Source organism: Vreelandella sulfidaeris Esulfide1, from assembly GCF_054072535.1.
The window spans coordinates 2,913,684-2,939,489 of the sequence record NZ_CM133364.1; the positions used below are offsets into that span (position 1 = coordinate 2,913,684).

The 25,806-nt window shown below is 54.3% G+C and carries 22 protein-coding genes; 11 read left to right on the forward strand and 11 right to left on the reverse strand.

The features are described 5' to 3' along the window. Window positions 1–74 precede the first annotated feature (74 nt). The gene (locus ACW44H_RS13650; protein WP_457505054.1) at window positions 75–3,071 is read left to right on the forward strand and encodes a hypothetical protein; all 2,997 of its coding nucleotides are present in this window, start codon (window positions 75–77) and stop codon (window positions 3,069–3,071) included. Window positions 3,072–3,094: 23 nt separating this feature from the next. Here the strand turns inward: ACW44H_RS13650 and ACW44H_RS13655 are convergent, their stop codons facing one another. Beyond that, window positions 3,095–3,811 carry a trimeric intracellular cation channel family protein gene (locus tag ACW44H_RS13655; RefSeq protein WP_457505055.1) on the reverse strand — a complete coding sequence of 239 codons (717 nt, stop codon included), beginning with the start codon at window positions 3,809–3,811 and terminating at the stop codon, window positions 3,095–3,097. Window positions 3,812–4,053: 242 nt separating this feature from the next. On the opposite strand from ACW44H_RS13655, the gene ACW44H_RS13660 reads away from it, so the two are divergent. From ACW44H_RS13660 to ACW44H_RS13690, 7 genes are all read left to right on the forward strand, one after another. Further along, window positions 4,054–6,153: a type VI secretion system Vgr family protein gene (locus tag ACW44H_RS13660; protein WP_457505057.1), complete on the forward strand. Its 2,100-nt coding sequence runs from the start codon at window positions 4,054–4,056 to the stop codon at window positions 6,151–6,153. Continuing rightward, complete coding sequence (locus ACW44H_RS13665; protein WP_457505058.1) at window positions 6,138–6,971, forward strand: DUF4123 domain-containing protein; 834 nt, start codon at window positions 6,138–6,140, stop codon at window positions 6,969–6,971. Before ACW44H_RS13660 ends, ACW44H_RS13665 begins: the two co-directional genes overlap by 16 nt. Continuing rightward, complete coding sequence (locus ACW44H_RS13670) at window positions 6,958–10,260, forward strand: hypothetical protein (protein WP_457505060.1); 3,303 nt, start codon at window positions 6,958–6,960, stop codon at window positions 10,258–10,260. Before ACW44H_RS13665 ends, ACW44H_RS13670 begins: the two co-directional genes overlap by 14 nt. A gap of 16 nt (window positions 10,261–10,276) precedes the next feature. Continuing rightward, the gene (locus ACW44H_RS13675; RefSeq protein ID WP_457505062.1) at window positions 10,277–11,293 is read left to right on the forward strand and encodes a tetratricopeptide repeat protein; all 1,017 of its coding nucleotides are present in this window, start codon (window positions 10,277–10,279) and stop codon (window positions 11,291–11,293) included. Window positions 11,294–11,301: 8 nt separating this feature from the next. Next, a complete protein-coding gene (locus ACW44H_RS13680) occupies window positions 11,302–12,339 on the forward strand; it encodes a tetratricopeptide repeat protein (RefSeq protein ID WP_457505063.1) in 1,038 nt (345 codons plus the stop codon). A gap of 7 nt (window positions 12,340–12,346) precedes the next feature. Next, complete coding sequence (locus ACW44H_RS13685; RefSeq protein ID WP_457505064.1) at window positions 12,347–12,676, forward strand: hypothetical protein; 330 nt, start codon at window positions 12,347–12,349, stop codon at window positions 12,674–12,676. Between the two features lie 248 nt (window positions 12,677–12,924). Then, window positions 12,925–14,769 (forward strand): GGDEF domain-containing protein, encoded by a 1,845-nt coding sequence (locus ACW44H_RS13690; protein ID WP_457505065.1) that lies wholly within the window; start codon window positions 12,925–12,927, stop codon window positions 14,767–14,769. Here ACW44H_RS13690 and ACW44H_RS13695 read toward each other — a convergent pair. From ACW44H_RS13695 to ACW44H_RS13720, 6 genes are all read right to left on the reverse strand, one after another. Then, the gene (locus ACW44H_RS13695; protein ID WP_457505066.1) at window positions 14,735–16,057 is read right to left on the reverse strand and encodes a DUF2252 domain-containing protein; all 1,323 of its coding nucleotides are present in this window, start codon (window positions 16,055–16,057) and stop codon (window positions 14,735–14,737) included. The genes ACW44H_RS13690 and ACW44H_RS13695 overlap by 35 nt on opposite strands. A gap of 104 nt (window positions 16,058–16,161) precedes the next feature. Beyond that, window positions 16,162–17,652, reverse strand: coding sequence for a sodium:solute symporter family protein (locus tag ACW44H_RS13700; protein ID WP_457505067.1), 1,491 nt, complete (start codon window positions 17,650–17,652; stop codon window positions 16,162–16,164). Beyond that, the gene (locus tag ACW44H_RS13705) at window positions 17,645–17,872 is read right to left on the reverse strand and encodes a hypothetical protein (RefSeq protein ID WP_457505069.1); all 228 of its coding nucleotides are present in this window, start codon (window positions 17,870–17,872) and stop codon (window positions 17,645–17,647) included. The genes ACW44H_RS13700 and ACW44H_RS13705 overlap by 8 nt, the downstream gene beginning before the upstream one ends. A gap of 77 nt (window positions 17,873–17,949) precedes the next feature. Beyond that, window positions 17,950–18,426 (reverse strand): GNAT family N-acetyltransferase, encoded by a 477-nt coding sequence (locus ACW44H_RS13710; protein ID WP_457505071.1) that lies wholly within the window; start codon window positions 18,424–18,426, stop codon window positions 17,950–17,952. Window positions 18,427–18,486: 60 nt separating this feature from the next. Next, window positions 18,487–19,176, reverse strand: a complete 690-nt coding sequence (gene bluB, locus ACW44H_RS13715) for a 5,6-dimethylbenzimidazole synthase (protein WP_457505072.1) — start codon at window positions 19,174–19,176, stop codon at window positions 18,487–18,489. 187 nt (window positions 19,177–19,363) lie between these two features. Next, the gene (locus ACW44H_RS13720) at window positions 19,364–19,852 is read right to left on the reverse strand and encodes a MarR family winged helix-turn-helix transcriptional regulator (protein WP_457505073.1); all 489 of its coding nucleotides are present in this window, start codon (window positions 19,850–19,852) and stop codon (window positions 19,364–19,366) included. A gap of 84 nt (window positions 19,853–19,936) precedes the next feature. On the opposite strand from ACW44H_RS13720, the gene ACW44H_RS13725 reads away from it, so the two are divergent. Then, the gene (locus ACW44H_RS13725; RefSeq protein WP_457505074.1) at window positions 19,937–20,875 is read left to right on the forward strand and encodes an EamA family transporter; all 939 of its coding nucleotides are present in this window, start codon (window positions 19,937–19,939) and stop codon (window positions 20,873–20,875) included. A 90-nt stretch (window positions 20,876–20,965) separates the two neighbouring features. Here ACW44H_RS13725 and ACW44H_RS13730 read toward each other — a convergent pair whose 3' ends face one another. Continuing rightward, entirely contained in the window at window positions 20,966–21,391 is a 426-nt protein-coding gene (locus ACW44H_RS13730; protein ID WP_457505076.1) for a GNAT family N-acetyltransferase, read from the reverse strand. A gap of 31 nt (window positions 21,392–21,422) precedes the next feature. After that, window positions 21,423–21,920: a DUF523 domain-containing protein gene (locus ACW44H_RS13735; RefSeq protein ID WP_113269903.1), complete on the reverse strand. Its 498-nt coding sequence runs from the start codon at window positions 21,918–21,920 to the stop codon at window positions 21,423–21,425. Window positions 21,921–22,150: 230 nt separating this feature from the next. Between ACW44H_RS13735 and ACW44H_RS13740 the strand changes: the two genes are divergently transcribed. Then, window positions 22,151–22,315: a YhfG family protein gene (locus tag ACW44H_RS13740; protein ID WP_113269902.1), complete on the forward strand. Its 165-nt coding sequence runs from the start codon at window positions 22,151–22,153 to the stop codon at window positions 22,313–22,315. Beyond that, window positions 22,315–22,911 carry a putative adenosine monophosphate-protein transferase Fic gene (locus tag ACW44H_RS13745; RefSeq protein ID WP_457505078.1) on the forward strand — a complete coding sequence of 199 codons (597 nt, stop codon included), beginning with the start codon at window positions 22,315–22,317 and terminating at the stop codon, window positions 22,909–22,911. Before ACW44H_RS13740 ends, ACW44H_RS13745 begins: the two co-directional genes overlap by 1 nt. 48 nt (window positions 22,912–22,959) lie before the next feature. Here the strand turns inward: ACW44H_RS13745 and astB are convergent, their stop codons facing one another. After that, window positions 22,960–24,327, reverse strand: coding sequence for an N-succinylarginine dihydrolase (gene astB, locus ACW44H_RS13750; RefSeq protein ID WP_457505079.1), 1,368 nt, complete (start codon window positions 24,325–24,327; stop codon window positions 22,960–22,962). Next, window positions 24,324–25,796, reverse strand: a complete 1,473-nt coding sequence (gene astD / locus ACW44H_RS13755; protein ID WP_457505080.1) for a succinylglutamate-semialdehyde dehydrogenase — start codon at window positions 25,794–25,796, stop codon at window positions 24,324–24,326. The genes astB and astD overlap by 4 nt, the downstream gene beginning before the upstream one ends. Window positions 25,797–25,806: the final 10 nt, after the last annotated feature.

Consider the following 25,806-nt stretch of genomic DNA (forward strand, 5'->3'; position numbering starts at 1 on the left):
CCCGTCACTGCCCAACGCCGCGCATAATGCCATAAAACACGCCCCAACAGGAGTCATCTGCTAGGGAAGTCACTATGCCAGACGCGAACACTCGTAAAAAACGCCTCCCCCGCCTGCTATTGAGGCTGTTGATTGGCTTACTGTTTATCATCCTTATCTGGGTAGCTGGCAGCTATTGGCTGCTTAATAGTCAATGGCTACCCGAGCGCATCTCCCAATTTGAAGGCATTGATATTCGCTGGGAACAAGGCGCCAGCCAGCACCCTGGGCGCTGGGAAGTAGAAGGGCTCTATCTAGCCCGTGAAGATGACACATTCCCTATCGCAATTGAGGCTGAACGTGCAACCCTTTCGCTCTCGCTGCTCGCCCTGTTGCGTGGCGAGCTGCATATCGATGCGCTAGATGCACACGGCATCCGTCGCCTGACGGTTGGTGACATTGCCCTTGAAGCGGAAGGTCAGTTGCAAGTAGCGAATACAACATTGAGTCGCGACACCCTCGCAATCCCAAATGTTTCAATTGCCATCACTAATGGTCGTTTAGTTCGTCTAAGTGATCAAGCGACGTTAGTTCGAGATATTAACCTTAACGCGGATGCGACGCTCGACAAGATAACCCCTACCGACACCGCCAGCGGCGAGCTTAATCCCAACCTTCTGGCAGCGCTTTCTGCACAACTTCAGTTGGATGCCCATGCAGATGCCTGGGATGTCTTTATGCCCTATTTAAACGCCCTGCCCTGGCTTACCCTGGAGGGGCGGGGCGCTCTAACGGGGGCGCTTAAGCTAAATGCTGGCGTGTTACAGCCTGCGAGTCGTCTTATCCTGGATGCCCCAGCACTTCGCTTAACGGTGGATGAGCAGCGACTAGGGGGCCAACGTGACTCGCCCCGCTGGCTAATTGCTGATTCGCCACTGCCACGTCACACCGCTACCGGCAAAGGCAAGGTTCGCTTGGCGGTTAAGAATGATCAATTACATTTTTCGACGCAGCTTACCGATGTCGCGTTGGCAGAAACAACACGGGTCGATACACACCCTTATGCAGTGCATGCCGAGCTACGCCTGTCCACTCAGATTCCTAATCAGCGCTTGGATCGGCTTGATCCTCCCACGGCGGCCACCCTAGCATTACAGGGCGAGCTCACCCGGCTGGATATGCTTAATCGTTACCTGACGTTTGAACGTAGCGATACTAACAGTGAGGCGCCTGATGGCGTTAAAAACAGCATTCATCTGACCGGCCATGGCCAAATTGAGGCCTCGGCCCGCATTCGCGAATCACGCCCGTATAATGCTCAACTAAATATTCAGGCACCGGAACTGGCAGTCGATACGTTCGGCTTTATCGCGCGGGGCAGTGGTTCACTTAACGCTCTTTTGACACCCGAGGAGATCATTGAAGCAACACTCGATTTTACCGAGGCCACGCTGCATCACCAGGATCGTCTCCTACTTGATGATGCCGATATTAACGTCGTCGCACTAAGTCCCATAGCGCCAGAAAAAGCGCACAAAGAAGCCTCCGCAACGCTTAGTTGGCAAGCAGCACGCCTACCTGATATCAGCGTGCTACAAACCTACTTGGCAGCGCTTTTACCTGCACCCGCGCCATTGCAGTTGCTTAGCGGACAAGCAGCGAGCCACGGTCAGCTCATCATGACGCCCGAGCAGCTCAGCGGGGAGGTCCATTTAACCGGAGAAGAGCTTACTACTCGCTGGCAGCATGGCAAACAAGACGGCACGCTAACCAGTGATATGCAGCTTTTTCTGCCTATCCAACAAGCGGCGATGGATGGCTCAGCGCTGACTATCAGCGGTACCCGGTTGAGCTGGCAAGCAGCGGATGTTGATCAACCTAACGAGCGTCTAGAGAGCGTATTGGTGCTAACCGACGGGCGTTTTCAGCGTCGTAACGGGGTGCCTAGCGGTCAGTTTGCACTTGAAGGTAGTGTGCATCGGCTAGGCTTTTTAAATGCGTTTTTGCCTGATGCCCATGGGCTGGCCATCGCTGGCGAAGGCCAGCTCTTTGCCCAGGGTAGCTTTCGTGAAGACCGCTTGCTGGCCCCTACCCGGCTGCGTATCAATGCAGACCAGCTTGAAGTTACATTCTTAGACTATCTCGCTACCGGGCGGGGGGAGCTCACCGCCCAACTGGATAGCGCCGAGCAAGCCCAGCTCTCTCTTGGCATTCCTCGCTTTGACTTAAAGCACCAAGACGATGACAACCCACATTTGCAGGGACGCCATTTTGCTCTCACTACCCAAACGGAACGTTTTAGCGACGTGCTTACATCACCCCAGCCTGAGTACTTCACCACTCGCATTGCTTTGCCCATTACTGAAGTACTCGACTTTACTCGCTATAACCGCTACCTGCCTGAAGGTGCAGGCATCACGCTATTAGAAGGGGAAGCAAGCCTAGCCAGCGAGTGGCTATTGGAGGGTTTAAACGCCCAAGGAGAAATAACGCTGCGCGCCTTTGGTGCCGAGCTGGCGTTGCTGGATCAACAGCTTCGCGGCGATGTTCATCTCGACTTACACCTCACCGACGGAGACTTGGCAACACGCCGCTTTACTGCCGACAACTCATTTTTACGCCTTGAAAATGTCTTCCGACAAAGCGAGGACGGCACCCTGGATGCAGGCTGGTGGGTACAGCTATCTATGGACGAGTCGACATTGGCGTGGGAAGACCCTATTCGTCTGGCCAGCCAGCTACGTTTGGAGATGCGCGATACGGGATTGCTTGCCAGGCTTTTTCTAGCACGGGCCCGGGCTAACGACTGGCTCGGGCGACTACTCAATGTTCCCGACATTGCAGGCACAGCTCAACTGCAGATCAGCGGTGAGCAAATTAGCCTGCAAGACTTGAGACTCACCGGCGGCCCGCTGCTGTTACTCTCAGACGTCACGCTAGCAGAACGCAGCGCAAACGGTGCACTTTATGCACGTCTCGGCGTAGTCGGGTTAGGAGTAGAACTTGAGGATAGCGAACCAATCTTACGTGTTTTCCAGCCACGCCGATGGTTTGAACAATGGCGGGAAGCAAATCGATTACTTAGCCCCTAGGCGTCGAGCCTAGAGCTTTGTCGTTAGCGTTTTTTTCGCTGTCGGCGAATCATTCGTACCCGCTCTTTGGCCTTTTGCGGCGTAGAGAGCGGTGCCGCCGCTTCTTCATGGTTTTTAGGAGGAACCGTGACCCAGGCAAATACCGGCAACGCCAAGTGCCAATGAATAGCCGCCAACCGCAGCCCGAGGGTGACAATTAGCGAGGCGGCAATCGCTATTGTCAACGGCGCCTCCAGCGCATGCAGCGAGACATAAACGACGCCCCCAGCCATCGCCGCCGTGGCATAAACTTCCTCACGCAATACCATGGGTACTCGCTGGGCTAATACATCCCGGATCATGCCACCGGCCACACCGGTCATCATACCCATCAACACAGCCACCATGCCTGACGTGCCCAGCAACAGCGCCTTATGGGCACCAATAACGGTGAACAGCGCAAGCCCAAACGCATCGGCGATGGGCAAAAACCCCCGCGACAGGCGATGGATATAGTGAAACCCCATCAACGAGACACTCACGGTGGCTAAGATGACCCAGAGATAAGTCGGATCGGTCACCCAAAACACCGGCCGAACGCCCAACACTAAATCGCGCAGTGTGCCCCCGCCAATTCCGGTCACTGACGCCAGCACCAGCATGCCGATCGGATCCATGCGCGAACGGCACGCCAAAATCACGCCCGACAGCGCGAATACGATGACCCCCGCCATATCCAGCCAATAGACCACGCCCGACACGCCCTTCTCCTTTATGCTCGCTATTGATGAAGGCTGGCAGAATAGCACCTCTGCTACAACGCACGAGGCAAAACTGTTCATTTTTTAATCATCATTCTCCCCGTTTGTAATACATTGACTACCCGACTTGTAAGACATTGCCGCTAGATGCGCTCCTGGGGTTGTTGCCCTGAACTAGGTCGTTATTCTAATCGCTTCTCATTTTATTTAGCGACGTTTAAACGATTACCCTAGGAGGAGGCATGGCGCTCAGCACCGGACTGCAATTCACGCTCACGCTACCCGGCGTTGACGAGATCGCCATAATCGACTTCACACATCGTGAAGCCCTCTCCCAGCCATTTGAGCTGGCCCTCAATGTAGCCAGTAAAGATAGCAACCTGGTTGCCGCCGGGCTGCTGGATCGTGATGCTTCACTGACCATCTGGCAAGATGGCGAACCCCTGCGACGGGTGCATGGCATTATCAGTGAGTTTGCCAGGGGCGACCGAGGCCACCACCGCACATTTTATTCCCTAGTGCTGCGACCCGCCCTGTGGCGTCTTTCGCTGCGCCAAAACTCGCGGATCTTCCAAAAAGTCGACCCGCTCACCATCATTAATACCTTATGCGACGAACGGGGCATTACCGATGTGAGCTTTACCATTACCCACGAGCCGGAGCAGCGTGAGTACTGTGTACAGTACCGCGAGACCGACCTCGCCTTTATCGAGCGTCTGGCCGCCGAAGAGGGTCTGTTTTACTTCCATGAGTTTGAAGAGAAAGACGGTGGCACCCACCGCTTAATTTTTGCTGATGATCCAAAGGTACTGACCAGCATAGGCGAGCGCACCTACCACAGCCGCGCCGGAGGTACCGCCCCCACCCGCCATGTACGCAAGTTTAGTCACAAAGCTAGGGTCGCTGCCGCTTCCGCCACGCTCAAAGATTACAGCTTTAAAAATCCGGCCTATGCACAGCTACACGAACACCTGGGCCGGGACGTAGAAACACATGGTCAAAACACGGACTACGAACACTATGACTACCCCGGCCGTTATAAGCAGGATGCCTCCGGCGAGCCTTTTACCAGAATTCGATTAGAACAGCTGCGCCGCGAGGTCATCACCGCCCAAGCGGAAAGCGACCTGCCCGAACTCGCCCCTGGTGTGCGCTTTACCCTGACCGACCACGACACCGACAGCCTCAACCGCGACTGGCAGGCCGTAGAAGTCAGCCACTTCGGCGAGCAGCCTCAGGCGCTGGAAGAGGATGGCATGGTTGTTGGTAAAGAGCTACAGGGCGATGCGGCCGGTATGACTCGATACCACAACCAGGTCACGCTGATCCCCGGAGACACCCCGTGGCGAGCCATGTCCAACCCCAAACCTCTCGTTGATGGCCCCCACGTCGCCTTTGTGGTCGGCCCCGAAGGCGAAGAGATCCACTGTGACGAGCACGGCCGGGTCAAAGTACAGTTCCCCTGGGATCGCTACGCCGAACCAGATGACACCGCCAGTTGCTGGGTGCGGGTAACCCAAGGTTGGGCAGGCGGCGACTATGGCAGTATCGCCATTCCCCGTATCGGCCATGAAGTGATTGTTTCGTTTTTGGAGGGTGACCCAGATCAGCCACTAATCACCGGGCGCACCTACCGTGCAGTGAATACCGCGCCGTACCAACTGCCGGAACACAAAACCCGCACGGTGCTGCGCACCCAGAGCCACAAGGCCGAGGGCTTCAACGAACTGCGCTTCGAAGACGAAGCGGGCGAAGAGCAAATCTGGCTCCACGCCCAGAAAGACCTGGAACTGCTCACCCTCAATGACCGCATCGAAGAGATCCGCAACGACAGTTTCTTGAAGGTCAATAACGACCGCATCAGCGAGATCGACAACGACGATCACCACACAGTGCATGGCAACCGTTTCGAGCACACCGAAGGCCAGCAGCACCTCACGGTGCAAGGCACGCTGCATATCAACGCAGGCCAGGCTTGGCTAAGTGAAAGCGGTCGCGAACTGCACATCAAAGCAGGCCATAAAGTAGTGCTAGAAGCCGGTAACGAACTCACCCTGAACGCTGGCGGCAGTTTTCTCAAGCTGGACGGTGGCGGCGTCACCATGGTCGGCCCCAAGGTACGCGTCAACGCAGGCGGCAGCCCCGGCAACGGCTCTGGTCAAGCGGTGGAAGCTCCCCTACTGCCTGGGCATGCTATGGCGGAGGTGCATGAGGCGATTCCGCCGACATCGCTGCCCAAGCTAAAGGATTACCAGCTAAGCGAAGCGGCCATCATGCCGCTCTGCGGCAAGGTCAACGATACGCAGTGCAGTCGTGAGGATTGTCCATGCCTGGCTGGTTAAACCAACTTGCAAAACGGTGCCGTGCGGCGGATAACCTATCTGAGATGGTAACGGGGCAACGAGGACTCGTGGTACTAGACCAGCGCCGCTCGCCTGAACAGTGCAGACCACTGCTATCACTTGCCGGTAAACGTGATTTTGTCACGCTATTTGCGGGCACGCCGCTTTCCCCTCTACTGGAGGCCGGCCCCTGGCTACTGGATATTGAAGTAGGCAGTGAAGCCTGGCATTGCGCCGAAAAACTCTGCCAGCAACGCTTGGGATGGGTATGCCAGCCACCGGCAGATCAAAACCTGCAAAGCATTGCTGACCACTTGCGAGCCCTTTTTGTACTGGATGACCCGCACGGCGGCAAATCACTGATCAACCTTCAACAGCCCTCCGCATGGACAGCACTGCTCGCCAGCGTTCCAGCCAGTGTTTACTCACACTGGTTAAACCCGCTAGACCGAGTCGCCACCCCCACGCCACTGGGCCAGTGGTCTATTTGGCAGGCCGATGCGCCAACGTCCCCTGCACCGGAACGCTGGCAGCTTACTGCAGATATGGAAGCCGCGTTGAAGGAAAGCCAGCAGGCATGGTGGTTGAGCGAACGCACCGGAAAACACCTCTCCGCCTTGCCCGATCAATGGGTCAAGCGCCTGGGCAAATGTGCCCAATATGGCATTACCAAAGGTAGACATTTAGCAAGATTGCTTACTGCTATTCAACAAGCCGACGAGGACAGCTGGCAGCGCATTGAAGACACCTTGAGTGTCCCTCATCTATCGGCCAAACAGCGGACGACAGAAGTGGAGAAAACGTATGACAACCGATAGATCTGGGAGCCTACCTCCACCTCTTTTATTGCGTTCCTATGAACCTGAACCGTTTGAGGGCAGCGTTGAGCAAACCGCTGGTTCGGTCTGTGAGGATAAGTGTTGGGCTGACATCATCTATATCACCGGCACAGGCGATTTCTGGCTACTGACACAAGACGTTGCTGATGCGCTACACGAAGCCTCAGACGAATTGGCCGACTGGGTGCTTACCGAAGATCCAGAGCAGCGCATGCGCCATTTGGCAGAAGATGCAGGCCTTATCGAGTGTTTTTTACCAGCTCGCCCGGAAAACTTTCTAGACGATAGTGAACGGCAAAGCGTCAAAGAAAAGCTGGAACGTTTAGCCGAGCTGCTGAATGCAGATAGAGCTGAAGAGGAAGAAGAAATTGATGCTGGTCGGCGGGTGAGTGAGTACCGTCCGCTCATGGAAAACGGCTGGATGTGGATTTCACCGCTTCTTGTGTCCGGCTCGTATGCCTGGGATCGGCTGACCCGTCCTGAAGAAACACGCTTGATCTCGGAACTGCATACGCTTTATCAAACAGGCACCGAAAAGGCCAAAGAGGCAGGCTACGTAATGGATGGCGGGCGCTATTACGGCGCCTGGGAAGAAGAAATAGAGAAAGCGCTAGAAACTTATCGTCAATGCCGAGAGAAATTTATTCGCGAGATGGTTTCCGTCGACAACCCCGGCGAGTTCATCTCCGTGAGTGATGCGCTAACGGAATATCAAGCCTTTTTAGAAGATTGCGAATCCATGACGCCCAAAGACTCCTCCCGTTGCGAGGTGATTAGGGATTACTTCCAGGCGTCAGCCGAGCAATTAGACGCAGATGTCTCTGCGTACCAAATGAGCATACTCACCCTGGCAACCCTAGGCGTCGCAACGCCTGAGTGGGCATTGGCCGATGTGACGACGACCAGTATGCAAGGGCGTCTCGAACCGGGTGTTAACGGTTTCGACTACTACAACCGTACGCTTAAACAAGCGGTTGATATCTTCAAAGATGTTGAGGATGAACTATCCGAATGGGCCACGGCCACGGCTCGTAGAGCTCAGCTTCCGGTGCATTTATTCGAGGAAGAGCGAACTGAGTTTCAACGTCTAACCAACCAACTAGATGCGCTTTACGAGGCCGCCGATCACCAGGTAGCACGCATGGTTCCCCAGCGGGTGCTTTATTGGCAGGCGGATATTGAAGACCAGCGGCATGCGCTTGGCTACGAACGCCAATCCATTGATGTATTGGTGCGCAATGACTTCCCGCTAAGGGAGCTTAGCTCCCCAATGGGACAGCGCTCTCTCAGCCATGTCAGCTTGCGGCACTTAATGCGCGACATGCCCGATGCTGAACGAGCCACCTTAGAAAGGCACCTTGAGCAAGATGGTGTTCTGCCTGCCACGTTGTGGCAAGGCAACGAAACGGCCCTTTCCAGTTGGCTTGCCCAGCGAGGCTGCGAACGCATTTTGCGACACACCGAATGGTTTGAAGAGCCACTAGGTTTCTTCCTACCCGACCAACTGTATGCCACCCTTTCGGCTCAGGGCCACATCGTCGAATCGTTGCAGAATGAGGGGGCCAAAGCTAGCTGGAAAGACACCCTCGAAAAAATCATTTTCACCGGCCCCAGCCGAGAAAAACTACGCCTCTTTGATGCCAGCGCCCAGGCGCAAATGCTCCGTTTGGTGGGCATGCCCCATACGGAGTTAAATGAGGCATTAGGGGTTCACTTTGAAGAACCCGTCACGCTCATTGGACGCAATGCCACGCTGGAAGTGTTTGAGCTAGAGGAAACGAAGACAGCCTCAGGGGTGAATGCCGCTAGCAGCGCGAAGCAAAACAGTGAAGTGGGCACTCAGCGAAATATGGGTGACCCTCACGATCAGAGTTGGCAAAGCACCCGTGACCCTAATGCTAGAGGAACGAAGTTCAGTGGGGGCGTGAATCATCAGCTCTCCATCAAAGGCACGTACAACCTGGCACGGGGTGAAATCAGCTTGGGTACGTTTAACTTACCCGAAGAAGCCAACGCCCAGCCCTATTATGCCGTCTTGCAAGAAAACGACGGCGAACGACGCAACTTAGGTCGTTATTCATTACAGGTAACCGCTGTCGCTAAAGGGTTTGCGGGTGCCTCACTCGCGCTTACCGCTCAAACGGGGCTGAGCTTTGACAATAACGGCGTCAAAATAACCGGGACAGAGTGGGCCAAGCGGGAAGCTGAAGGCGGCGCACTTAAGGCATTTGCTGGCGCTACGCTGGGGGTACAGACCGCCTGCTCGTTACGCTGGAAGCCACCAATGGATATTACCCGCCAGCTACCTCAGCTGGCCGACCAGGATTGGCTAACCCTAAGCACTCAGCGAAACGACCTGGAGGCCTGGCGCTCACTGGGCAAAGCCGTATTGGGGCTGGAAGCCAACGGCGGCATTGGTGTCGAATTGGGTATGCGATTGGGCCTTCATCAAGGCAAGTTTATTGCTTATGTTCGCGCCAAACTGGTTGCCGGGGTAGGCGTTGGCGGACAACTCGCGATTGAACTAGACCCGCGGCAGCTTAATCTCTGGATGATGATGCTGAGCCAGGCTCTGCGCGACAATGACTACGGATTTGTCGATTGGGTAGATGCTGACGCCTTTGAAGGCTTTAGCCACCTCTCCTATCTGGCCACCACCACCCTGCTGGATGTTAGCCTGCTGGCCGCCCGAGGCATCGACGGTATTAAGCGCCTTTACGAGTTAATGACCCAGAGCGACCGAGCGGTGATGGTGGCTTATGCATTTGTAAACGATCCTCGGCAAAAAGAAATGTGTTCCTGGGTGCAGCATCTTCCGCCGGAAGCGCTGGGGCCGCTACTGAATACACTGATCACCTCTCCCGGTTGGTTTTTCCCTACCGTCGACATCGAAGGAGATAAAATTGATAGAGGGCGGGCAATCGATCTACAGCAAATCGCGATTGCCAAGTGTGTGGAGTGGCTGGAAGAAGGGTATTTGGACAATCGCTACAGCCGAGAGGCCGCTGAGCATCTGTTTGAACGGGCAGTGGCAAGAATGTCCCAAACGGGACAGTTTGATAGTTATTCTTCCTGGGTGGAGGCCTACTGCCATAAACGCGAAGCCTTAGAGGATTTTATGAAGCGAAACGGGGATGGTAGCGATGATGCAGTGGATGCGAAGTCACAGTATCACCAAATTGCTCGTCGATTAGGGACGGATATTGATGACTATCGTAAATATTACTCCTCTGCGCGTGGTAGCCGGGTTCGTTATCGTGAAAATTAAAAAGGTACTTTACGTTATGTTATCTAAAAAAAGTGTGCTTGCTGCGCTATTAATGTGGTCACTAAATAGCTGGGCACTGCCAGCCGATATCCAGGCCGCCAAAGATGAAGGCATGCGCTTATGGGGCCTTTCGGAATGGATAGAAATGCAGCCTTATCTAGAGCAATGCGCCGAAGCGGGTGATGTGGAATCAATGTATTACCTCGGTGAAGCCACGCGGTTGTTAAGTCGAGGGCTAACCACTGAAGCCATGGAGTGGTACTTAAAGGCCGCCGAACAAGGCGACCCTTACGCTATGTTGCGACTATTTCAAGGCGGTGCATGTATTGGGGGCGAATGCCCTGAAGACAGTGACGACTGGCGCGAAGCCGCATTAGACATCACCCTGCCCAAGGCCGAAGCGGGCGACCCGGAGGCCATGCTGGCGATGTACTACATCTACGCCAATCTCGATGCCTCACGATTGACCTTTGTTTACAATTTCCTGGGCATTCCCACCCGTGCAGGCAAATGGCTGAAACGTGCCGCCGAAGCAGGACTTCCCGAAGCCCAAACCAGATGGGGGCGCCATATCATGGGCGGCAGGGGCTGGTATTTTACGAAAAGCCGCCGCTTGGACGCCGCCGAAAGCTGGTTTAGTCGTGCGGCTGAGCAGGGTTATGTACCTGCCATGGAGCAGATGGATCGTGTCAATAGAGAGCAACAAGACTTTGAATCAAGCTGGAAATGGATGGAACAAGCATCCCTGCATGGTAGTTATGAAGGACGTTTACGAATTGGCTGGTGTTATCTTGATCCGTCTTATCCTCCCGACCAACGATGCGTAAATGATGAAGATACAGTAAGAGGTTGGGCCATATTGTATGCCTTAGATCATGAGTTAGGAGATGGTAATACAGCTAGTAGCGTTTTGAGCCGTAACGAAGATAAGCTGGATGAAGCTGAACGTCAGGAGGCAGAGGCGTTAGCGGAATCCGAATGGATAGGTCGGCAGCCACCTATATCTAAATTTCCACGCCGCTTTGGTTTCTGAGTAGAGATATGACAAAAGCAACGCGTCTGCTATTCGTATTCTGGCTATCGTTAATGTGGTCACTTAATAGCTGGGCGCTACCCGCGGATATTCAGGCTGCCAAAGACGAAGGAATGCGTCTTTACAATATAGGGCACTCAACTGCTGCCATGCCTTACTTGCGTCAAGCGGCTGACGCTGGGGATGTAGAAGCCATGTATTACATGGGTGAGTCCGAACGGCGACAGAATATGATGGGCTTAACCACAGAAGCCATGGAATGGTATTTACAAGCTGCTGAGCATGGCGACCCCTACTCCATGCTACGCCTATTTAGCGGCGGCGCCTGTATTGTGGGAGATCGATGTCCCGAGGGAAGCGATGATTGGCAAGAAAAAGGTTGGCGCGAAGCCGCATTGGACATCACCCTGCCCAAAGCCGAAGCAGGCGACCCCGAAGCGATGTTGGCCATGTACTACATTTACGCCAATCTCGATGCCTCACGATTGAACACTGTTTACAATTTCCTGGGCATTCCCACCCGTGCAGGCAAGTGGCTAAAGCGGGCTGCTGAAGCCGGGCTTCCAGAAGCCCAAACCAGATGGGGGCGCCATATTATGAACGGACGAGGCTGGTATTTTACCAAGAGTCGAAGGCTGGCAGCTGCTGAAAGATGGCTTCGTCAAGCAGCGGAGCAAGATTACGCGCCTGCAATGAATGGCCTAGGTGGATTGCTGAGAGAGCAAGAAGCATATTCAGAAGCAATGCGATGGTATATAGCCGCTTCTGAACAAGGTCATTTAAATGGAAGAATGCGTTTAGCTAGCTGCTACATAGAACAAGATCAAGATCCCACTTGTGAAGACATTGAGCAGGATCGTGTAAAAGGTTGGGCAATTTATTATGCCATTAACCAAGAGGCAAACAGCAGCACTTCTGAAAGAAGCCTAAGTTTGAGGCGCGATTTACTGTCAGAAGAAGAACGGCGCTTAGGGGAGGAGCTTGCAGAAGAATGGTTGAATAAAGAGCCACCGCTTTCTAACTTTCCAAGCCGCATTGGTTTCTGATTGAACGATGGCAAAAACGAACCTCTTAGCACCCACGCTATTATTTCTGCTGCTTTGGTCAATCAATAGCTGGGCGCTACCCGCCGATATCCAGGCCGCCAAAGATGAAGGCATGCGCTTATGGGGTATTTCAGAATGGATAGAAATGCAGACCTATTTGGAGCAATCCGCTGCAGCCGGTGATGTGGAATCAATGTACTACCTTGGTGAAGCCACGCGGTTGTTAAGTCGAGGGCTGACTACCGAGGCCATGGATTGGTACTTAAAGGCCGCCGAACAAGGCGATCCTTATGCAATGCTTCGCTTATTTCAAGGCGGTGCCGTCAGCGGTCACTAACAGCCCAATGACAGCATACAGATAAGGAGTGAACCGGATTCTGAATGATCCGGTTTTTTTGTGTTCAAGTTGGCTAAATAACCGGTACTCAAGCGTTGAAGGAAACAGCATCGCCTAGGCTAATTTTTTAGCTAAACTGGCTACCACCGCTCAGAAAGTTGTGCACCATGCGGCATAAGCCATCAGTGTGTCATCGGTTAATGCAAACATCGTAGTCGTCGATCTTGCCGTAAATCAGGACATTTACCATGTTGCTTCGTGGTTGCTCTCAATGCCGTGACACTCTGCTCATGATGGCCTTTACCATCCTGATGGTGACCTCTTGGACGCTTCAAGCTAGCACGTCGCCCCAACCACTTAATCAGTGGGAATATCGCTGGGGCGACTCCCCGCCCAATGTGGATGGCACACCGGCATGGCTCTATAGCGATGCGCTTGAATGGCAATCAACGGCTTCCCCTTCCAATCCGCCAGGACGTGCTGGGCACCAACACCTTTGGTTACGCACTGTACTGCCCGAGGGTAACTGGAGCGACCCGGTACTTTACATCACCAGTATCGATCTAATCGGTCAAATCTATCTGGATTACGAACTGATATACCGACATGGCGAGTTCGATGATCAGGGTCGCGGCAACTTTGCTGGCTGGCCCTGGCATATGGTCGACTTACCTGAAAGCTTTTCTGGCAAGCCTATGTACCTGCGTATTTTCTCTTATTACACCGATATCGGCCTCTGGGGCGAAGTTAAGGTAATGGAACGTATTGATGTACTCAAACAAATTATCCGTGACTCGGCTCAGGATCTCGCCATCAGTGCAATCGTTCTATTACTGGCGATTTTAGCGACTATATTTACCCTCTTCGGCCCTGAACGACGTGGTTTCGGGTCCATTGCCCTGTTTGCGTATGCATCAGGCCTTATGTTGATTGCCGAAGCACCGGCTAGACAGTTAATCGCCAGCGATGCCTTGATGTGGGACACGCTAAGAGCTGGCAGCTACTACATGCTGCCTGTTGCGCTGGGGCTGTTACTGAGCCACTGGCTCGAAGGTTCTGCTAAACGCTGGCTATCACAAATTTGGCGTCTACACCTTGCGTATGTGATCGTCGCCATTGGCTTGGTTCAGATCGGCACTGTTAGTCTATCCATGACCTTCCCTATATTTGATGCGCTGCTAGCCGTGACATTACCGGCTATGCTGATGCTCGCGCTGCTCCGTTTTCCCAAGCTCAGTCTTGAACAGCGCCTACTCGTGGTGAGTTTCACCTTTTTCGCCTCGCTGCTAATGACCGATATGCTGGTAGCGCACGGTTTTATCTCTTGGCGCCCTATTCCCCTAAGTTATGGGACACTCGCGTTCTCAATAGCTAACGCCGCGATTTTTCTATGGCACTATCGGCGCACCCAGCAGACGCTGGCAATGACAAATGAAACGCTTGAGCTACAGGTAGCTTCACGTACCGCAGAACTGGACCGCCTGGTTGATGAATTGAAGGGCCTCTCTTTTGAGGATCCGCTTACTGGCCTGCATAATCGTCGTCATTTCAATACCGTGTTCGACCATGAATGTCGCCGAGCGCAGCAGGATAACAGCCACCTATCGCTACTGATGCTGGACGTGGATCACTTTAAATTGATTAACGATCAGTTTGGCCATGACGCAGGTGACAGCGTACTGGTGGAAATCGCCGCACGACTCCGGCAACACTTTCAGGGGGTCGGCGTTGTCTGCCGGTTCGGCGGTGAAGAATTTGTGGCGCTGTTGCCAGCAACAACCGCCGATCAATCGGCAGAACACGCCAATGCCCTTCTGAACACAGTTTCTCAACAGCCATTGATCTATCATGAGGAACCGCTGGGGCGTATCACTCTCTCCTGCGGCGTCGCCGCCTTTCCAAGCCACACCGAAGAACCACAGAAACTGCTCAGGCTCGCCGATGAAGCGCTTTATCAGGCGAAGCACAGCGGCCGCAACCGCTGTGTGGTATGGGCTGAATCGCATCACACTCAGCAGTTCACGCTTGCCCCAGCAGATGTTTCGATCGGACTGATGACTAGGTTGAATCGGCTGCCAGGAAGTGATCAATAAACACAGCGTAATCTTGCTCGGTACAGTCAGCATAAGCCACCGCGAGGGTTGATACCACCTCAGCGAACTGAGTTTCCCGCCCTTTTAGTCGTTGGCAAACGGCCTTGGCAAAGCGTGTTGAGTCACCCTGGTTAAGGGCTTGGGCACCACGCAAGTGTTCACGAGCAAGAATCTCTCCCCACTGCTGGGCCAGCTTTCTATACGACTTACCTCCAGAAAGCTTATGGGTCGGCATGTCTTTCTTAAACGGCGAGCGCTCGCGCACCGAAAATACCTTTCCATTCATCGTCAACCAACCAAGATAGGCATCCGGATGCTCGGCGATGGCATGGAATGCCGCGGCATGGCGGATACCTTCATTGGGAAACAGCTTCCGCCACGCCTGTTGCTGCGTCTTATCCATTAGCCGGAACGCCTCTGGCGGCACCTGCTCTTTAACATCCAGGATGATATCGTCGTGTTCGTGTTCAACACCTCCTTCGATCAAGACATAGTAGCGCTCCACGCCCAGCGAACCGGTACCAGCATCCAGCCGGCGGGCCGTATCTTTCACATGAAAATGGTGAGGGTCACTCTCCTTGATAGCATGTTGCAGGGTCTGCTGATACTCCTGCTCAATCAGGCGGCGTAGCTGGCTGGCGACATCAGCAGGTAAATTAGCAAGTTTGCCAGGCCGCTCAGCGAATTGACGGCCTTTCTGATCATCAAGCGTCGTCCACTTTTCGAGCATCCGCGCACGGCTCTGCTTATCCGCCACCTTATTCATGAACGGCTTCAGCGGGCCTTTGGCGGTGTCGAGCGTCACGGCATGAATGGGTTTACCATCGATGTGATCTGCTAGCGTTTGATAATAACCTTCTATTAGCTTTTTAAGCGCTTTACCGATCGCTTTGGTGTCCAGTTCAGCGTTCTCGCGACCATCCAGTACCACGCTGATCGCCAGTCGCCACACGTCGTATTGATAATCCCCAATCAATGCATCATCAAAGTCGTCCATGCCATAGCGCACTTGGTCATCATGATGCCCATAAGCGCCAAAGTTATAGGCGTGAGCATCGCCTTGCAGCCACGTCTGCGTTTCCGGCCATCCTCCAAACAGGGCAAAGCGCCAATCGTGCCATACGTCATGCCAGTACAGGTGGTTACTGCCCCGGTAAAATCGATAAGGTGACGCGGCCATTTTGGCGTACTTGGCTTGGCGGGTTGCCGTTGGCAACGTCTTATTCGCCTGATGGGTTGCCTCGATCACCTGCTGAGGGCGGTTATGTCCAGTCAGTGCATGACTCATCGCGTTGCCTTTGTTAGTACATTGGTTCGACTTAGTAGTACGTCTATAAAAACGGTTATCTGCAAGGGTAAGCGAACAACATGAACAGATTAAGTCAGCGTTAACTATTCAGCGTTACTTTTCAGCCGTGTGACCCCGCGAGGAGCGGCGATACGAAAGAAGCGTTCAACCACTTCTGCGCTGGTAGCAGGCGTCAGCAGTGACACTGTAATAAATACTGGCAAATTGATCATCAATCCCCAGAAGCCTGCATGAATACCCATTGGGTGCGGCCAAAGGAGAGTAAATGCCGTGGTAATCAAAAACCCCACCACGATACCGGCCATTACACCCAAACGAGAAGCCCGCGGCCAGAAGAACATACCCATAAATGCGGGCAGCACCTGGGAGGCAAAGCCCAACCCCACTAGCAGAATCATCACCAGGCTACCGGGCTCCGCGATCGCCAGCGGCGCCACTATAAGGAACATGATGGGCAGGATTAACAGCCGCGCCAGCTTGCCGGTGGCTGCATCCGAGAGTTTCAATACCGGCTGAAGCACGTCTTTGCTAAACGACAGTGACACAGAGTGAATAAAGGGTTCACTCGAGGACATAGAGGCTGCCAGCGTGCCTGCGCCCAGCAGCCCGACCAGCACGACAGGCAAGTGCTGCATGGCGTATTCCAGCACTACGGTATCGGCGCGGGCGAGTTCAGGCAGCGAAAAAATGCCGATGAAGCCAACCACCACCATAGGCAGAATTACTACGTAATAGGTGGGCAGCCACGTTGCGCTGCGACGAATGGTGCGCGCGGAAGAAGCGCTCATCCACTGCGTCCATACTGGCGGCATAAACGAGAACATAGAAACGATGATTGAGGTTGTCCAAAAGCTAAAGCTCATATCACCACCGGCGCCTGGCAGGGTGAGAAACTCGCTATGTTTGGTCTGGATGCGTTCGAACACCCCCGAAAAACTTAATCCACCGGTGGCGCTATGTACGGCCCACAGTCCTACCGCCCAGGCAACGATTAGCATCAGAACGCCTTGAAAGGCATTGGTGCGGCCAATCGCCCGCTGTCCGCTGGCGTAGAGATACACCGCAATACAGGCCAGCACCAGCAGCACACCCAGCCAAATCGGTATTAGACCACCGCTCATCACAAACAGAATATAGGCCGAACCAATCGTTTGCAGTACGGCATAAGCAATGGAGCCAATCGCCATCACTAGCGCGGCCAGCGCCCCCAGCGCGGGGCTTTGGTACCGGTCAGCGATGGCACTTGCTTGGGTCACATGGCCAAACTGCTCGCCGAACTGCCACACTTTCGGGCCGAAGTACCAGGCGACCAACGCCAGATAGGCGAGGTAGATCGCTACATAAAATACCGCGACGCCTTTGGAATAAGCCCAACCGGGCGCACCCATAAAGGTGTAAGCGCTCACACTACCGGCGGCGATCAGCAGGTAAAGCATCACCGGTCCCATACTGCGCCCTGCCACGCCCCACTCTTCCAGGCTGTTCATGGAACGCCCTGCCCTGGCGCGCAATCCAATCACCATCACTATGGCCACATACATCAGCGTTATCAGTAATGGCCAAGGGCTATTCATGGTCGTCGCGCTCTACAATACGATTACCAATCAGCATCACCACTACGCAGGAAAAAATCACCAGATAACTCCAGACCACCATTAACGGGAGCCCTAACACCAGCGTCGCCCTATTAACCAAGCCGATTATCGGCCACGTTCCAGCCATTACCAGCGCCACAAAAGCGATTAACAATACCCACCCCGCACGAGAAGTGGGCAGAACGATCAAACGTCGCACGAGTACTCTCCTTTATTTACCGGAAAAAATTGCCGACCGGTATGACATGACAGCACGCTGGCTATACCAAGCGCTCCTTAAAGCCACAACTGCCGCGACATCACCGTGACGGTTTCACCCCGGTACTCAAGGTGCTCTACATCTTGCCAGCCCAGGCGGCGATAGAGCGATTGCTGATCGGGGGTATAAAGGTAGAAATGCCGTATGCCACTCTCTATTGCTTCCGCTTCTACCCGTTTCACCAATCCAGAAGCAATGCCCTGCCCCCGCCATTCGGGCATGACGTAGACGGAGGCTAGCCAGGGGGTAAATTCGCGGCGAATGCTCATATCATCGGCAATTAGGCTGGCGGTTCCCACAGGGGTTTCACCTTGCATGGCCACAAAGATGGAGGGCACACCGCCCTGGCCACATTCGGCCCTCACACGTTCAATAGCCTGCTCTTGGGTGAGGCCTCGGTGTAAATGCCCCCAGGCCTCAAATATCCAGATCGCCACCAATGAAACATGAGGATCATCGGCAGTTAGCCGATGAAGGGTAATATCGTCCGGCACGTTTTACTCCAGGCATCATTTAGCAAAATCGTAGACATTAGCGGTAACTTAGTGATCGCGCTATAAAGCGTCTAACTTAAGAGCGGTTAGCGGCTGCCCCCACCGGTCGCCATGCACCAGTTCACTTAATGGCAGTCGATCGCGCCAGCCTTTGGCTTCAAGCTCTGGCTGATCTAAAAACTCGCTCACATAGCCAAGGCACAGGTACGCCAGCGGATAGACATGCTCAGGCAAATTCAACGCCGCGCTTAGCTGCTCTTGATCAAGGATACTCACCCAGCCAACGCCAATACCCTCCGCCCGCGCCGCCAGCCAAAGATTTTGCACGGCTAAGCAGGTACTAAACAGGTCGGTATCGACAATGCTATTGCGACCCAGCACATGAGGGCCACCCCGGCTTCGGTCACAGGTAATACAGAGATTAAGCGGGCTCTCCAGAATGCCTTGCAGTTTAAGGCTGCGGTAATGCGCTTTGCGCTCGCCTTCAAAGCGTTCGGCGGCTTTTTGATTCTCCTCCTCGAACGTCGATAGTACCGCCTCCCTGACACTGCGGCTCTCAATCACGATGAAATCCCAGGGCTGCATAAATCCCACTGAAGGGGCATGATGCGCTGCCTCCAAAAGGCGGGCCAGTACATCAGGAGGTATCTCGTCGGGCAGAAATTGCGAACGCACATCGCGCCGCTCGTGTATGGCGCGGTAAAGCCCACGGCGCTCAGCATCGGAAAAACGGTGGTTCGAGGAAGTCATGGGGCTTGTCGGACCTTTTGCTGATCTGGTTTATAAACGAGTGCAGAGTCTACACGAGCTCAGCCCAGCCTCCATCGCAGTGGCGTTGTTTGAATACTGATATCAGAGGGACTGCGTGGACGGTAATCGCAGGGCCTAGTGCCTGTTCAGCGGATCAAGTGACAGCGCATTCCGGTGGCAAGCGCGATCATTCCTGCTCAAACCCCGATAGGAACTGCTTCAGCAACGCGTCCAGTTGCGCTCGTTGTTCTTCAGTTAGACCACTGACCAGTTGCGCTTGTGTCTCCACATGGGCGGCCACCGCTTCGTCGATCAAATCAAAACCGCGTTGTGATAGAGAGATCAGAAAACCACGCCCGTCTTCTGGGTTTTTGACGCGTTCGATCAATCCTGCCTTTTCCAGTAGGTTGATGCGGTGAGTCATGGTGCCTGAAGTCACCATGGTGGATGCCATCAGATCGCTCGGCGATAGCGCATAGGGCGCTCCCTCTCGGCGCAGCGTTGCCAGTACGTCAAAGCTGGCATCCGTCAGACCATATTTCGCCCAGGTCTTTTCCATTGCGCGCATTAAAGCGTGGTTAAGCCGTTTGACCCGCCCGATAGTACCCATCGGGGCTACGTCGAGGTCGGGCCGCTCCTGCCGCCACTGTTTGAGAATATTGTCTACATGATCCATAAACGTATTTTGCGCCAATGTACCTTGACGTCAAGGTTAATACTACATACCTTGATATCAAGATATATTTCTTAAAGGCTGCTAATGACGTTACCCAACACACCCAAGCGACACTCCTCTAAAAGAGTCTGGCTTGCCCCGCTGCTGTATCTGCTCGCCGGTGGTGCCTTGCTGGGCCTATCGACTAATTTGGCAAAGCTCGCAGGTGAAATGCAGCTATCAGCGCTCGCTTTTCTGTATTGGTCAATTTTGGGGGCGGCACTTATTCTGCTTACGCTCGCCGCCTACCGCCGCAATTTGCCACCGTTGACCGTTCGCAGCGTCGAGTACTACCTGATCTCTGCGCTGTTGGGTGTGGCGGGCGCCAACCTGCTCTTCTTTTCGGCTATCCCCCATGTAGGAGCAGGATTTGTGGCATTAATCATCACGTTGCCACCGCTGCTCACCTATGTCGGTGCTTTAACGTTAAAAATGGAGCGCTTTCAGTTCTTGCGGGCGGCTGGTGTCATGTCAGCCCTTGCAGGCGCCTTCACCCTGGCTTTCCATAAGCTTTCCGCCCCTGATGCTGACTACCTCTGGATTCTTCTCGCCTTGATTGGCCCGGTGCTGCTGGCCATCGGTAACCTCTACCGAACACTGCGCTGGCCAGTGGGCGTATCCAGCGATGCACTGGCACCAGGGATGCTGATAGCGGCTTCTCTTCTTCTACTGGGGATGAGCCTGCTGCCAGGTTTCTCACTTCAAATCCCTACGGATCGATCCCTGCCGATGTTTCTGATTGCCGTCCAGGCGGTGGTGTTCGCGGGTCAGTTTTTACTGCTCTTCCTGCTACAGAAAAGCGGTGGCCCGGTGTTCCTGAGTTTGTTGGGCTCCGTCGGTGCCGTGGTGGGAGTTCCGGTCGCCATCCTGTTACAAGGAGAAACTGCCCCTGAGGGCTTGCTGCTTGGCATCCTACTGATTGGTACCGGTATCGCCCTGCTTAACATTGGCAAAGCGAAGCAGGCGTCTGATAAAGCCGCCTAATCGAGGGGACCTAAGCGAGTGGGTGATGATCATGGCAGGACGCCACGGAGAGGAGATCACAAGAGCCGTTATACGATCCTGCTTGTACGGCTACAGAATGCGACGTTCCATGGAGTGCATTCCCTTTGCGGTTTTCAATATCCTAAATCCCATGCGCTGATACAAAGCGATGGCTGGGTTGATACAAAACACACGAAGCCGAAGTAAAGGAATGCCCGCTTGCTGAGCAGTTTCGCCCGTGAAGCGGATTGCCGTTGTCCCCAAGCCTTGGCGTTGCCACGGCGGGGCAATTTGCAGTTCCCGAATATAGTAAGCGTCTTCATCGTGATTGAGGCATAGCAGCCCCACGCGTGAAGCGTTGATGACTAACGCGTAGCTGTCCAACTCGCCCCACTGTCTATCAAACAGGTCGGTATCCCAGCGCATATTCAGCTGTTCGTAATAGCCGGACATATTTTGGCGAATTAATTTTTCGGCGAATACCTTGTCGTCAGTCGGCCGAATAATAGGTGTCATATCTCTAATCCTAGAGCGGCGTTCAGACAATTTATTCAATAAGCGCTTTATTGGCTTGCTCTATCTCATACTGACTAAACACTTGAATATCATGCTCGCGGAGCAGTGCAGTTGTTACACCCATACCCGGTACTTTTTTACCCAAGAAACTGCCGTCATAAATAGCAGAGCTTCCGCATGAAGGACTGAATTCCGCAAGCACTGCAACGTCGATATCGAATTTACGGCACAAGTTCAAAGCGATAGAGGCACCTGCCAAAAATTCATTGGTCACCTTGCCTCCATCGTTTTCGATAACATTGACCTCACCATTTAAAACGCTCTTACCACTGCCTTTGAAGATCTCAGCGGGCGGCCTGGGAATGCTCATCCCCGCCTCAACTTCAGGGCAAACAGAAACGATTCGGCCTTCAGAATGCCATCGCTCAACGATCTGATCATCCACGGAAAGGGCGCCACCATCATAGCGAACCTTTTTACCCAAAAGACAGGCGCTCATTAACACTTTTCTCAAATCACCGCTCTCCAATACGGTGGATAGCTCCTTATTTTTTGTCAGCCATCTAGTTATAAAGGCACGTGCACTTATTTATAGCCTGCTAGTCATTGCAGGTGCGCAAGAGGCCCACTACGCTCTTCAAAATCACAGCTTGCTTACCTGCAAAGATAGATACCGACGTCACTAAACATAAACTCAGGCATGGGATGAACCCTACATCATCATTCCGCTATACTAAGCTAAATAGCTAAGGAGGCAGTATGAACAACGTTTCTCTGGAAACAAAGCGTCGCTATTACGCAAAAGTACGGCGCTCCAATTACCAAGCCAGTATGGCGCTGGAAGGGATCTCTGTTGACTCTCAAGCGCCAAAAGCTAACAAAGCAGATGTGCTAGCGAAATACCAAAAGCACAAAATTCGCTAATGGATAAATACGGCACTGGGCAGGATACGTACTGCTACCCAGGTACCGATGTACTGCGGAATAAATTGGAGGTTTTTGATGCAGTAGAGCTTGAAGAGGCAGAGCGCGAGCTGTCACTCATCAATGCTGATAGCATCGAACTCTTTCCTGCGCCCTACAATTTTGCATATCTTAAACGCCTCCATCATCAGTTATTTCATGACCTTTACGATTGGGCTGGGGAAGTAAGAACGATCGATATTGCCAAAGGGGATACAAGATTTTGCAACGTCAACCGCATCGCTCCCGAGGCTGAGAAGCTATTCACCAAGCTGGCAGAACATAAGTACTTCGTTCAGCATGAAAAAGCAGACCTTATATCAGCATGTGCTGAGCTATATGGTGATTTAAACGTCGTTCATCCCTTCCGTGAAGGGAATGGACGTGCTCAGCGTTTGTTTTTTGAACATCTGATAATCAACTGTGGCTATCACCTTTCATGGCATCCCCTTGAACGCAATGAGTGGATAGAAGCCAATATCGCAGGTTACTACTGCGACTACCGTCCTTTAGAATTAATCTTTGAGCGATGTATTGGCTCTCCGTTATACGATTAACGCCAAGGCACTGCCTTGGCGTTAATTTTACTGCCTATCGTATCCCTTCTACCCCAACTGAAACGGGTAAACAGGCCCGATCTTGAGCAACTGGGTGAGTTCATCCAGTGCCGCAAGCGACTCCTCCGCCAGCTGTGGGTCAGCGAGATCGTCAGGGGCGAGGCAATCGCGGTAGTGGCGATTCACCCAGGCGGTAAGGTCATCATAAAGCCCATCGTCGAGCAGCACGCGGCCAGAGAGCGCAGCACGTTCTGCTTCAGACAAAACGACACGAAGACGCAGACAAGCAGGGCCGCCACCGTTGCGCATGCTCTGCTTGACGTCTTTGACGATCACCTTGCCGATGGGGTTATTGCCCGCCAGGATGAGATCCTGAATCGTCCGCCAGACTGCTTCCCGCTCCTGACATTCGCCGGGCACCACCAGCGTCATGGTGCCGTCCCGATTAGAGAGCAGTTGGGAGTTGAAGAGATACGACGCCACCGCGTCTTCCATGCTCACCGCCTCGACCGGCACGCGCACGGGAATCAGCGGCGTGGCCATTTTGGCATGTAATTCATCCAGGGTGCGCTCTTCATCCAGAAAGGCCATTTCGTGGTAGAGCAGCACGGGGCCGTTGCCCACTGCAATGACATCGTTATGAAACACGCCTGCATCAATGGCATCCGGATGCTGCTGGGCGAAGACGGTTTGCGCCTCGGTAAGCCCGTGCTGGCGGGCTACCGCCTGGCTGGCTTCCAGAGTCTGCCGGGCGGGATAGCGCTGAGGTTCGCGAGCGCCGCTACGCACGTCACCAAACGCCTGGCGACCATAGACAAACAGGTGAACGCCGGGTTCACCGTATTCGCCGCCAAGGCGGGTGTGATTGGCCGCCCCTTCATCGGAAAAGGCTGGGGTAGCGGGCAGCACCGGGTGGTGGGAAAAGTGCTGCTCGTCGCGGAAGATAGCTTGCAGCACACGCCCCGTGGTTTGCGGCTCCAGATAGCGGTGAAAGCTCGACTGTAGGTTGGCCGGCGTGAAGTGCACGCGGCCATCCGGTGTGTCGACGCTGGGGGTAATCGTGCCTGCGTTAGCGGTCCACATGCTGGAAGCCGAACATACCGCCCGCAGTAGCTGCGGAGCCTCTTTGGCGGCACGGGCCAGCACATCGCTATTGCTGCCGCTAAAACCTAAAGCGCGCAGTGCGCCAATATCGGGGCGCTGTTGAGGTGGCAGCACACCCTGGGCGTAGCCCGAGTCCATCAGTGACTTCATCTTGGCCAACCCCTGTAGCGCACCCTCCTTGGGGTTGGAGAGCAGGCCACCGTGGCTCATCGAGGCGACGTTACCAACTGCCAGCCCCGAGTAATTATGGGTAGGGCCGACCAAACCGTCGAAGTTGACTTCCCTGGTATGGCTGAAGGCACTGCCGTTCATAAACTCACTCCTGGTGGCAGAGTTTCAGGCATCTCCAGGGTGTCGGCTTCCATGGAAGCAACCGGATAAGCGCAGTAGTCTGCGGCGTAGTAAGCACTGGGGCGGTGGTTACCGCTGTCGCCCACGCCGCCGAAAGGCGCATCGCCGGAAGCGCCGGTGGTCTGACGGTTCCAGTTGACGATGCCCGCGCGAATGCGCAGCAGGAAGTCGTCCCAATCGGCTTGCTCACCGCCAATCAACCCGGCGGAGAGGCCGTAGCGGGTATTATTGGCAAGCGCTAGCGCTTCATCCCAATCGCGATAGCGATGGATTTTCAGCAGCGGCCCAAAGTGCTCCTCGTCGGGAACGTCTAGTCCGGTGACATCGATCAAGGCGGGGCTTAGCAGGCTGGTGTTGTCTTGCAGGCGCTGCATACGATTGATCACCGTGCCTCCCATGGACTCCAGCGCTTCTTGAGCCTTGAGCAAACCATCCGCCGCGGCCACGCTGACCAATCCGCCGTAAAACGGTGCAGGGTTTTCCTCAAACTGGCTGGCCACATGCAGCTTTGCAATGGCGTCAGAGAGCGCATCGATTAGCCGGTCGCCTACCTCGCCTTGAGGTACCATCAAACGGCGAGCGCAAGTGCAGCGCTGGCCGCCGGATAGAAACGCCGACTGCAGAATGGTCAGAACGGCGGCGCGCTGATCGTCAACATCCTTCACTACCAGCGGATTATTACCGCCCAACTCAAGCGCTAGCACTTTATTCATTTGCCCAGCAAATTGCTGATGCAACATACCACCCACCTTGGCACTGCCGGTAAACAGCAGGCCATCAATATCAGGGTTACTCGCCAGAGCTTGGCCGACCTCCACGCCACCCTGCACCAGATTGATTACGCCAGCAGGTAGTCCGGCTTCCAGCCAGCACTGCAAGGTTAAGTCGGCGGTCAGTGGGGTTTGATCGCTGGGCTTGAAAACGACGGTGTTACCCGCCAATAACGCGGGCACCATATGACCGTTGGGTAGGTGACCAGGGAAGTTATAGGGGCCGAAGACCGCCATCACGCCATGGGGGCGGTGGCGCAGTACGGCTTTTGCATTACCTACCGTTTTTTCCCGCTCCCCGGTGCGTTCGTTATAAGCTTTGAGTGAGAGCGCTACTTTACCTACCATCGCGCCTGCTTCGGTGCGTGCTTCCCAGAGCGGTGTTCCAGTTTCTGAGGCAATGGCCACAGCTAGCTCTTCACCGCGCTCTTTTAATACCTCGACAAAGCGCTCAACGAGCGCTTGGCGCGCGGATAAGGGCTTACGCGCCCAACCTGGGAAGGCTCCCCGGGCAGCCTTTACCGCCGCATCTACCTGTTCGGCGCTGGCCGTCGCTGCTTGCCATAACGGCTGGCCGGAAACGGGATCATGCTTGCTCAACGACGCTGCGTCGCCTGCTACCCAGGCGCCATTGATTAGTTGTTGCTGTTGGGCGTGCATAAAACTCTCC

What these genes read in the sequence shown, in the direction of transcription:
- ACW44H_RS13650 (WP_457505054.1), top strand. Translation starts at nt 75, where the DNA reads ATGCCAGACGCGAACACTCGTAAAAAACGCCTCCCCCGCCTGCTATTG.
- ACW44H_RS13660 (WP_457505057.1), top strand. Translation starts at nt 4,054, where the DNA reads ATGGCGCTCAGCACCGGACTGCAATTCACGCTCACGCTACCCGGCGTT.
- ACW44H_RS13665 (WP_457505058.1), top strand. Translation starts at nt 6,138, where the DNA reads ATGCCTGGCTGGTTAAACCAACTTGCAAAACGGTGCCGTGCGGCGGAT.
- ACW44H_RS13670 (WP_457505060.1), top strand. Translation starts at nt 6,958, where the DNA reads ATGACAACCGATAGATCTGGGAGCCTACCTCCACCTCTTTTATTGCGT.
- ACW44H_RS13675 (WP_457505062.1), top strand. Translation starts at nt 10,277, where the DNA reads ATGTTATCTAAAAAAAGTGTGCTTGCTGCGCTATTAATGTGGTCACTA.
- ACW44H_RS13680 (WP_457505063.1), top strand. Translation starts at nt 11,302, where the DNA reads ATGACAAAAGCAACGCGTCTGCTATTCGTATTCTGGCTATCGTTAATG.
- ACW44H_RS13685 (WP_457505064.1), top strand. Translation starts at nt 12,347, where the DNA reads ATGGCAAAAACGAACCTCTTAGCACCCACGCTATTATTTCTGCTGCTT.
- ACW44H_RS13690 (WP_457505065.1), top strand. Translation starts at nt 12,925, where the DNA reads ATGTTGCTTCGTGGTTGCTCTCAATGCCGTGACACTCTGCTCATGATG.
- ACW44H_RS13695 (WP_457505066.1), bottom strand. Translation starts at nt 16,057, where the DNA reads ATGAGTCATGCACTGACTGGACATAACCGCCCTCAGCAGGTGATCGAG.
- ACW44H_RS13700 (WP_457505067.1), bottom strand. Translation starts at nt 17,652, where the DNA reads ATGAATAGCCCTTGGCCATTACTGATAACGCTGATGTATGTGGCCATA.
- bluB (WP_457505072.1), bottom strand. Translation starts at nt 19,176, where the DNA reads ATGACTTCCTCGAACCACCGTTTTTCCGATGCTGAGCGCCGTGGGCTT.
- ACW44H_RS13720 (WP_457505073.1), bottom strand. Translation starts at nt 19,852, where the DNA reads ATGGATCATGTAGACAATATTCTCAAACAGTGGCGGCAGGAGCGGCCC.
- ACW44H_RS13725 (WP_457505074.1), top strand. Translation starts at nt 19,937, where the DNA reads ATGACGTTACCCAACACACCCAAGCGACACTCCTCTAAAAGAGTCTGG.
- ACW44H_RS13730 (WP_457505076.1), bottom strand. Translation starts at nt 21,391, where the DNA reads ATGACACCTATTATTCGGCCGACTGACGACAAGGTATTCGCCGAAAAA.
- ACW44H_RS13740 (WP_113269902.1), top strand. Translation starts at nt 22,151, where the DNA reads ATGAACAACGTTTCTCTGGAAACAAAGCGTCGCTATTACGCAAAAGTA.
- ACW44H_RS13745 (WP_457505078.1), top strand. Translation starts at nt 22,315, where the DNA reads ATGGATAAATACGGCACTGGGCAGGATACGTACTGCTACCCAGGTACC.
- astB (WP_457505079.1), bottom strand. Translation starts at nt 24,327, where the DNA reads ATGAACGGCAGTGCCTTCAGCCATACCAGGGAAGTCAACTTCGACGGT.
- astD (WP_457505080.1), bottom strand. Translation starts at nt 25,796, where the DNA reads ATGCACGCCCAACAGCAACAACTAATCAATGGCGCCTGGGTAGCAGGC.